The sequence below is a fragment of the Nonomuraea sp. NPDC049421 genome, assembly GCF_040677005.1.
Lineage (GTDB): Bacteria > Actinomycetota > Actinomycetes > Streptosporangiales > Streptosporangiaceae > Nonomuraea > Nonomuraea salmonea.
On the sequence record NZ_JBFAQA010000081.1, the window covers coordinates 1 to 1,168 of the forward strand.

At 63.4% G+C, this 1,168-nt stretch carries 2 protein-coding genes; both read right to left on the reverse strand.

The features are described 5' to 3' along the window. Positions 1-764, reverse strand: a 764-nt coding sequence (locus AB0K18_RS50290; RefSeq protein ID WP_364930297.1) for a VCBS repeat-containing protein, incomplete at its 3' end; no start/stop codon positions are given. A gap of 188 nt (positions 765-952) precedes the next feature. Then, positions 953-1,168: hypothetical protein (locus AB0K18_RS50295; RefSeq protein ID WP_364930299.1), on the reverse strand; the 216-nt coding region annotated here is incomplete at its 5' end.

Consider the following 1,168-nt stretch of genomic DNA (forward strand, 5'->3'; position numbering starts at 1 on the left):
ACGATGTCGTCCCTGCCATCGGCGTCAACATCACCCGAAGCAACAAGGTCGCCGGTGTTGGCCATGGTCCAGCCGCCAGAGGTGTAGTCACTAGCCCGTGCGAACGACGAACCGCTAGACGACCACCGGTAGATGGTCATCGTGCCGTCACCGTCATCACGCATCATCGCCGGAGCCTCGGCCCCTCCCAGCGCGTAGGGCCAGATCGTGTTGGCGATGATCTGACCGTCACCGGCCTGCTCCGCGTACCTGCTGGGATATTGCGATACCTGGACGGCTTGGCACACTTCGCCGATGGGTGCGGTTTTCCACCTGTTATTGGGGTAGAGCCGGATCATCTTGTCGAGGAACGCGTTGGTGGCCCAGATGGGGTCGAGACGATGCGCGGCGCTACCCCAGTTGTCCTGCTGCTGGAACAGACCCAGGCTGGTGTGATCGACCTTCTCGCTGATGTTCTGGATGCTGCTCTCGACGATGACCGTGGTCATGGCGATCGCCGCGGCTCGGAGGTCGAGCCCCCGTTCGCGAACGGCTTTGACGATCATCCGCGCGCAGGAGACGCGGTAGGCGGACATGTAGCCGCGCATCTTGGCGTTGAGGCTGCCGTTGAGGCGGGTGGCGAGCTCGGTGTCCCTCGTGGTGGTGCCGCCAGGGTCGCATGGAGCGAGCTGGTAGGCGGCTGCCGTGATCGGAGGTGTCGGCTCGGCCAGAGCGGGACTTGTCGAGGCTGAGACGGCTAAACCGGTGATGACTGCCGTGCCCATGCAGCCGGCACGAAGCATAAAAGAGCCGAACATGAAGATCCTTCGTAGAAGATGGTCGAAGCGGCGGTTCTATCGCTGGAGACAGTGCGGGCAGATGAGGCACCGAAGGTCGGACGGATGCCATCCGCAGGGCGCAGGCCCGGGCGAAGAGGCCGTCTCGTGCCCGGACCTGCGTTGCCGGATGAAGGTCAGTTCCACTTGCCGAGGACGAGGCGTCCGGCGACGGGGCCGAGAGCGTAAGGGCCGGAGGTAGACCATTTACCGGCGTAGCTGCTGCCGTTCTTCCAGACATGGAAGCTGAAGGTGTTGTCTCCGTTCTGGTAAGCCGCGACGATGTCGTCCCTGCCATCGGCGTCAACATCACCCGAAGCAACAAGATCCCCGGTGTTGGCCATGGTCCAGCC